The organism is Moorena sp. SIO3I6, assembly GCF_010672095.1.
Map to the genome: position 1 here is coordinate 1 of NZ_JAAHHU010000224.1, position 8206 is coordinate 8206.

Consider the following 8206-nt stretch of genomic DNA (forward strand, 5'->3'; position numbering starts at 1 on the left):
TGTACTTACTCCAATTCAATATCTTATATTTGGTCTTGGCGGTTGCTTCTGTCATGGCTAAGGGGAAGCTCTATTTTTCTCTCTATAGATTATCTCACTCAACTCATACTCTTTATGCAACAAAGCCAACGCAAACAAAAATCTCTACCCAATTACTGAAGATGATTTGCTAACTTTACAGAACAAAATTCTCGTTCGCGAAGCGTGACCAAAGGTCAATCTCCCAATACACAGATTTTATAGTTTTTTAAAATCGGGATAACTTTTGATAAAATACTTTGTTGTTCTTTTAAATTACTACTACTCACATCTTGCACCAAGAAATGTTGATATCAATTCCCTGTGCTTGAAGCAGAGGTTGCAATCGGAGGATATCAGTTAATAATATGCAGACAACAAGCTGAGGGAGGAAAGAGTGGAGAGCTTTTTCAGCTACTTGCCCCCAATCGGGTAAGGTGGTTGAATCAGTAGAAAGATAAGCCCAGTGTGCCAACAGGTAGGCTATCATTGATAAAATCAGCCAACGGTACATCCCTAGTTTGGTTTGCGCAAGCTAGCGGTGCAGTCGCTTAACGGTGCTTAGCAGCTCTTTTACCAGCCCTCAATAGGCGACCTGCGCTTGCCCCACCAGTTGATAGTGCTGGCTTTCATAGGTCTAGTAGACAGCGACATTGCGCTTGTTAGATTTGCCGTCACGTTTGAGATAGAACCAAGAAATGGAAACAACTATGGGTTTGCCATTAAGCCGAACTTGTTGCCCTCGCTTGTACAGACTAGGGCGTGTCATCAATTAAGCCAGATAACAGTAGCAGCAAGATAAATTGCCCCGAGAAAGTTTATTGCTCGCTTATCATAACGTGTCGCGATTCCTCGATATTGTTTGAGTTGGGCAAAGAAATTCGTGGCGCAGATGTCGTGCTTTATACAAGTCTTTATCATATTCACGCTGGAAAGTACGATTGCGTTTGGGCGGAATCACAGCTGCAGTGCCCTTTTCTTCAAGTCGTTTAATCACGCGCTGGTCAGCATCATATCCCAAGTCTGCAATCAGTGTATCGGCTCTAAGGTCTTCGAGTAGGACATCGCGACCTCGAGGTCACATGCTTGTCCAGGGGTCAAATGAAAGCCAGTAGGTAACCTGCGGCATCTACCACGGCATGAATTTTCGTACTCAGTCCACCTTTGCTGCGACCGATGGCTTCGCCCGCCCCATCCCCCCCTTTGCCCCAAGAGACGAAACCTTAGATAGTTGAGCCTTATTACAAAAGACTTGAACCTTTTACCCATAACCTACTAACTATAAAGGCTCAACTATCTTACGGTAACTTCAAAGCACTATGCTGGTGGGCGCGTACAATTGTTGAGTCAATCATTGCATATTCATTGTCTGCATCCTTGGCTAGCTCCTCAAATATCTTTTGCCACACGCCACTTCTTGCCCACCGACAGCAAACGGGTATGAACTATCTCGTTTATCCCCAAATCTTTCCGGTAAGTCCCGCCAGGGAATACCCGCAAGGGTACCGATACAGCACTGCTTCGACAAATAATCGGTTATATGCATGCCGTCACTCCAACTGTCTCTTTTCGTCCTGGTAGTGAGTCTTTGATTCTTTCCCACTGGTCATCCCGCAAGGCATAGCGACGTGTCATGATAGCACGGATCCTAATTGACTCAACTCTCTACATTTATCGATTCTAAACTAGATTGATTCCTATTTGATGACACGCCCTAGATAGTGGGCGTCCATCAACCAGTTTACGGTCACGGCGGACTCCAACTACAGCGTGATATCTGAGCTTGCGAATGCCTCGCTTTAATTCCACACTACATTTGGCGGTATCTGCTAATATCATCACCTGAAAGCGACGAGTCAAGGCTTTAGGCAATCGTTGTACTAAGCGCAAGCCTAGTTGTGCTTGTGTTGTTGTGCCATAACCGCCGAAACACTCGAAAATTCCAAGGCACACGCCACTGTCCCACCACCAGGTACAGCACGACTAAGTGCAATCGAAGTTTGCCATTGAAAACACTGATAAGGGAGTCAAAAGCTTTGAAAAACCCTCGTAACTCTTAGCTAGTCAAGTCAATAATTACCTGCAAACATGGTCTTCGCCCTTTTGGTTTGTAGGATAGCAATTTGGCTATAACCCCTTGTCGCACCTGTCGAATCATTTCACGGGTTGACCAATGGTACTCATTGAGAAATCGACAATTGGCGCTAGTGGGACTTAAACAAAAATCAACCCCAAATAAAGCCCTTACTCGCTTTATAAAAGGCAAATACGTCTCGGTTTTGGGTCAACCAATTAAAGAAACGGAAAGACATGGCAGTACGAAAAGCTTCTAGAGCCTCAGGAAAAGTATTCATTCGCGTAGCGTGGCCTTTGGCCAAGGTTGATTAGCCCAGCGTCTTTGTAGTCCTCCAGTTAACTTGTGCCAAAGAATAAAAGTGTAGGCACAGAAGACTAGGATAAAATGGCGAATCAGACTTCTTTTATCTCTGACTTGGTATTCTCTCAAGCCGAGCCATCCCTTAGCTTCCCGATAGAATACTTCTACCCAATTTCTTTGAGAGTAAGTCGTTATAACCCACTGTGCTGTTACTTTATATGAATCAACATTAGTGATAAAATCATCAATGTCTGTCGCCTCTTCAATTGAACTTGCATCTCCTACGATAGCAAATGTTCTTTCTCCTTCTAGACGAGACAGCTTGGCATTTAATGTTGCCACCCAAACACTTTTCGGTTGCTCGTTCGTTGAGATGAACTTCCTCAAAATCATCTTAGGAGAGGCTTTTCGCTAATTCATCCGTAATTTTTACTTCAATGTCTGATTCAGTTTTAATAATAACTTTCCGTTCGCGTAGCGTGCGCCTTTGGCGCATTTTTAGCGACCCCTCCTAAATACTTTAGCTTCCTTTCTTCCAATTTTTTGATAAAGGTTGTATTGTTGCCATAACCGGCATCAATTAAGACGATTCCTGGACGATACCCCCGAGCCTTACTCCGGTCAATTAACTCTATTCCCAAGTCAGGCTTCTTCTGAAATTCCTCATCTTTCTTTCCCAAAGCTAGTGAAGTGGCGTGCTGATATAATTCTAGGTCTAATGGTAAGCTTTTTTTGCCATCATAAATATGGGTTGTGGGAGATGACTATTCCATTGTCTGTCTTACCGATTTCTCCTAGATACTGCCTTCCCACTCCGAAGCGTCAAGTTACCACTTTTTCTATGTCCAGAGTCATCCAAAATCAAGGCAAACCCTCCCTTGATTCGGGTCCCTTGAACATTTGTTCATCACTTGTAAACGGCGTTCATTGATCTTAACGGCATCCCAAGGGGCATCAGTCAAGAAATGGTGTAATCGGCTGTAAACTACACCTACTGCATTATTTGCCATCTGTGTCAGGTTTTTCCTCTCGCTTTCCCCTAATAATCCCCCTAAATAATGTCTAAATCCGGTTTTTTGGGCTTTGGCGCATGAAGCAATCGTCGAAACGTTTACACCATTTCTCAAAGCACGGGGGCATGGCGGAGGGAGTGGTTTCTCTCAGGTCGGTTATTTCGACGTAAAATTACTGTATGATAAGTATTATAGCCTTATTTTACTCTTTTTATTGTTTAAATCCCACTAATCTGAGTTTGTTGATACCAGCCCTGAAGAAATTGCTGAATTTGGTTGAAATTAAATGGTTGTACTTCTAACACCGTTTCGACCTGTGACCCTGGTGTAGTACGATAGCCCTGGGGACGATATGTCAAGATAAAAGCAGTTTGGGGATAGGTTTGCATCTGCTGGTTAACCCATTGACTCACCTGCTGACGCTGATCCGGATCAGCTACTTCATCCAACCCATCCAACATCACTAAGCATTTGCCATTTTCTAACTGATCCCGAAACCAATTAGCAGGAGGTTGTTCCAAGCCTGCGGATTGACCCAATCCTGGTAATGACCCTTCCTCAACTTGTTTCGTAACTAGCTGTGCCAAGTTAGGTTTTTGCTCACTAGTAATGCGATCGCAACTATTCCGCAAATATACCAGTATAGGAATTAGTTTTGGCGCTTTATACTGGCGGTGAGCATTGTTGGCATAGGTCAGGGTCAAATGCTGCAAGGTAGTGGTTTTTCCTGATCCTGGGGGGGCAATGATTGCCAAATGTCGATAGGCTCGTCTTTTAGGTATTTTGGCGATAAAATCCCAAATTTCCGGACTGATCTGAGATTGATGGGAGTTTGTCTTAGGTAATGGTCTATTACCTGGAATTTTTGTAGCGAATCTTAGGGGGACAAATACCTGCTCGAAATCCAACCTTGATAGCCTTGTGTTCAACACTACTGTCTTCAAGTCACGAAAACCGTAGACTAAGCTTTGGTAATACTTGTCTTGAAACTGTGAGGTTGATTTTCCGTCGTGAAACTGTGAGGTGAATTTTCCCCACAACCCCATGACCAAGTTTTATTCTGGTTCCAAAGCTTTCTCATTTGACTTGTTTTGGAACGATGGCTTGTCCGACATGTTTTCTGGCATAGTGATGCTACTGCTACAAAGCCCCTTGCTTTCGAGTGTAAGCGAGTCTAATACTAAGTTGCCGCTTAAAGATGTAATTTACTGGTAAGACTATCCTTGAATTTGACTTTTAACCGTCAACTGTCAACGCTCAATCCTCTTGGGCAAAAAACCGTTGCAATAGTGACCTAGTAACAACCAAACTTGGTGTAAACACGCTTACTCGATGACACTGCTGATCAATTCTAAATTTTTATAAACAATGCTATATTTAAAATATATATTTTTAACTATTAGTAACCGAATTGAGTTTTTAGCATTTTATCACTCTCATTCTTTGTCTGTCATTTGTGATATCTTCTAAGTGTCGTATTACTTTGTAAAAATGTTAGAATAGATAGTCAATGAATGTAGCGATTAAGCGAGTCCTATCACCCCTAAAACCTTACCTACGCTGGGCAATCTTAGGTGGGACATTATTCTTCTTAGCAAAAGCCTTGAAAGACAACTGGCAAGAAGTGCTAGCGATTCGGATCAGCACTTCTGGATGGACTTGTTTAGGGATCGCTGTTGGCGTGACATTGCTAGCCCACACCTGGACTGGCTGGGTTTGGCATTGGATGCTCCGGGAATTCGACCAACAACCAGGGCTTGGATGGTGTATCCGGATCTATCTGAAGGTTAACATTGCCAAATATCTACCAGGTAACGTTTGGCACTTCTATGGTCGGATCTGGGCAGCTAAAACAGCAGGAGTTCCATTGGGAGTAGCTACTCTGAGTGTGTTAATGGAACCTCCCATGATGGCAGTAGGTGCTTTATTGCTGGCTTTGATCAGCTCTCCTTTGGCCAGCCGGATCATTCAACTCCCAATTCTGTTTGCTGTACTGATACTGATTCATCCTTGGTGTTTAAACCCATGCCTACAGTATTTAGCTCAATTAACAGGCAAGAAGAAAAGCATTGAATCAGATGAAGATCAGATTATCCGGGTCAAGCGCTACCCAATCCTACCATTGTTGGGGGAATTGGGCTTTTTGGGATTGCGAGGTTTAGGCTTTTTGCTTACCCTGTTAGCCTTAAGTCCAATCAGCCCCAGCCAACTCCCCCTGTTGCTTAGTGGGTTTAGTGTAGCTTGGCTGTTGGGCTTAATTGTCCCAGGGGCACCAGGGGGAGTTGGGGTATTTGAAGCCACTGCAGTGGGTTTACTAGAGCATGACTTTGCTCCGGCACTGGTGCTGAGTTCCGTTGCCTTGTATCGTTTGATCAGTATTCTATCAGAAGTTGGCGGTGCGGCACTGGCATGGTTAAATGAACCTCCAAGCGATCGCTCTTCTAACCAAGATCAAGGATGAAAACTTCATAAGTCATACTTTCATACTTCATACTTCATCGTGATAGGTAGAAGCTACGTACAACTCTTTTAACTGTTTATCATCCACAACACCTGGAGCATCGGTTAGCAAAGAACGTGCTTGTTGGGTTTTCGGGAAAGCAATCACATCGCGAATAGATTCTTCCCCAGCTAATAGCATTACTAGCCGATCCAAACCATAAGCAATCCCACCGTGAGGAGGGGCACCATAGTCAAAGGCTTCCAGCAGAAACCCAAACTTACTGTGAGCTTCCTCTTCGGACAAGCCAATAGCTTCAAAAACCTGTTGCTGAATCTCTGGCTGGTATATCCGGAGACTACCACCACCGATTTCTACCCCGTTCCATACTAAGTCATAGGCTTGAGCCCGAGCCGTTTTCAAATCATCTAAGTCATCAGGATGAGGAGCTGTAAATGGGTGGTGCAGTGCTTCTAAACGCTTTTCATCCGCATTCCACTCAAACATCGGGAAATCTGTTACCCAGAGTAAGTTAATTTTTGTTGAATCAATTAATCCCAATTCTTGACCAATTACAAGTCGTAACCGGTCGAGGGTTTTATTGACAATGTCAGCTGAACCAGCACCAAACAGCAGCAAATGACCAGCAGTAGCACCAGTTGCCTCTAATAACTGCTGTTTTTGGCTATCACTTAGGTTATCCTTAATCGCCCCGATGGTATCAATTTCACCTCCTTCTCGCACCCGGATGTAAGCTATCCCCTTAGCACCAGCTTCGCTTGCTTCTTTGAATAAGTCACCCCCTGGTTTAATCCGGACATTCGATATAGCTTCATTACCACCAGGAATAGGTAGAACTTTGACTACACCCCCAGTCTTTACTGCACCCGAAAAGACTTTGAAGCCAGAATCTTTCATCAAATCAGAGACATTGACTAGTTCTAAGCCAAAGCGAGTATCGGGTTTATCACTTCCGTAGCGTTCCATGGCTTCAGCGTAAGTGAGGCGGGGGAATGGTCTGGGGATATCAATACCTTTGACTGTTTTAAAAATGTGAAATACTAATGTCTCATTAAGCTGGAGAATTTCCTCTTGGGACATAAACGACATTTCCATGTCCAACTGGGTAAACTCTGGCTGTCGGTCAGCTCTGAGGTCTTCATCCCTGAAACATCGGGCAATCTGGTAGTATCGATCCATACCCGATACCATCAACAGCTGCTTAAACAATTGGGGGGATTGGGGCAGAGCGTACCACTGACCCGGATTAACACGGGAGGGGACAAGATAGTCTCTAGCACCTTCGGGAGTGGAACGAGTTAGTACTGGGGTTTCCACTTCCATGAAACCTTGTTCATCTTCCAGGTAACGGCGAATTCCTCTAATCACTTGATGGCGCAGTTGCAGGTTTTTGCTCATGCGATCGCGTCTTAAGTCCAAATACCGATATTTCAGCCGTAAGTCTTCTCGCACTGACTCAGTATCAGCACTGGACACCTGAAATGGCAACTGCTTACGCACTTTATTGAGCAGTTCAATGTAGAGAGCGTAAATTTCTACCTCGCCAGTAGGCAATTTGGGATTAAGGGACTCGTCAGGACGCTTAGTAACTCGTCCGGTAACCTTCACTACATATTCATTGCGCAGGTGATCGGCATCTTGATAGGAATCGGGGGTACGCTCAGGGTCACTAACAATTTGGACAACACCACGAATATCCCGTAGGTCCAAGAAGATCACACCTCCATGGTCGCGACGTCTGGACACCCAGCCGCAGAGGGTAACAGTTTCACCAATGTGCTGGCTTCGGAGTTGACCACAATAATGAGTTCGCATAGTCTTTGTCTATAATACTGGTTGAATTAATTTACTTATCAGGCTAAACCCTGGCGCGTTATGGTCTTAGATTCTCACCCTCACGGATGATATTTCCTGTTTTACAGGCACTTTACTAGGATTAAAATCCCCCGCCAGTAAGCCGACCCAGGCAATTTCAGCCACCACAAAGTCTGAATTATAGCTCATTTGACCCGAGTCTAGGCCATAGTCTGACACTAGGCTTCCTGATATGGGGGAAAAGGTTTCATAGGTTCTGTGTACCTTTGGGCTATAGTTCCTGATATCCTAACCCAAGCCAGATCTCCGACGAATTTACTGCAACGACCGAGTATGGCAACTAGACCTTGATAATTGGCTAGACTTTCCCTATCACTCTATTTTCCACAAACTCGATTGAGCAGTAACGTTTTGATGAGGAATGGATAACCATGACCATTAATACCGCCAAGCTGGAGACCATTATCCAAAATTTTGTCACCAGCACCAGTGAGGTTCAAGGAGCTGCTTTAGTTTCTCCTG

Annotated in this window: 5 protein-coding genes and 5 pseudogenes; 1 reads left to right on the forward strand and 9 read right to left on the reverse strand. The window is 44.3% G+C overall.

Annotated elements, in window-relative coordinates:
• Positions 1–155 precede the first annotated feature (155 nt).
• The 8 genes and pseudogenes from F6K49_RS31970 to F6K49_RS31995 all read right to left on the reverse strand — a co-directional run.
• A pseudogene (locus tag F6K49_RS31970) lies at positions 156–320 on the reverse strand (IS4 family transposase); the annotation flags it as partial.
• 466 nt (positions 321–786) lie between these two features.
• Positions 787–939, reverse strand: a complete 153-nt coding sequence (locus F6K49_RS53715) for a transposase (protein WP_366514161.1) — start codon at positions 937–939, stop codon at positions 787–789.
• Positions 926–1066 (reverse strand): annotated as a pseudogene (locus F6K49_RS53720) (transposase); the annotation flags it as partial. The pseudogene F6K49_RS53720 and the gene F6K49_RS53715, both read right to left, overlap by 14 nt.
• Before the next feature lie 17 nt (positions 1067–1083).
• A pseudogene (locus F6K49_RS31975) lies at positions 1084–1196 on the reverse strand (IS5/IS1182 family transposase); the annotation flags it as partial.
• A gap of 135 nt (positions 1197–1331) precedes the next feature.
• A pseudogene (locus F6K49_RS31980) lies at positions 1332–1653 on the reverse strand (transposase); the annotation flags it as partial.
• A gap of 45 nt (positions 1654–1698) precedes the next feature.
• Positions 1699–1971 (reverse strand): hypothetical protein, encoded by a 273-nt coding sequence (locus F6K49_RS31985; protein ID WP_293029083.1) that lies wholly within the window; start codon positions 1969–1971, stop codon positions 1699–1701.
• Between the two features lie 272 nt (positions 1972–2243).
• A pseudogene (locus tag F6K49_RS31990) lies at positions 2244–3559 on the reverse strand (IS701 family transposase).
• Positions 3560–3626: 67 nt separating this feature from the next.
• Positions 3627–4454 (reverse strand): NACHT domain-containing protein, encoded by an 828-nt coding sequence (locus tag F6K49_RS31995; protein ID WP_293029080.1) that lies wholly within the window; start codon positions 4452–4454, stop codon positions 3627–3629.
• Positions 4455–4918: 464 nt separating this feature from the next.
• Between F6K49_RS31995 and F6K49_RS32000 the strand changes: the two genes are divergently transcribed.
• Entirely contained in the window at positions 4919–5869 is a 951-nt protein-coding gene (locus F6K49_RS32000; RefSeq protein WP_293029077.1) for a YbhN family protein, read from the forward strand.
• A 27-nt stretch (positions 5870–5896) separates the two neighbouring features.
• Here F6K49_RS32000 and aspS read toward each other — a convergent pair whose 3' ends face one another.
• Positions 5897–7684 carry an aspartate--tRNA ligase gene (gene aspS / locus F6K49_RS32005; RefSeq protein WP_293029074.1) on the reverse strand — a complete coding sequence of 596 codons (1788 nt, stop codon included), beginning with the start codon at positions 7682–7684 and terminating at the stop codon, positions 5897–5899.
• Positions 7685–8206: the final 522 nt, after the last annotated feature.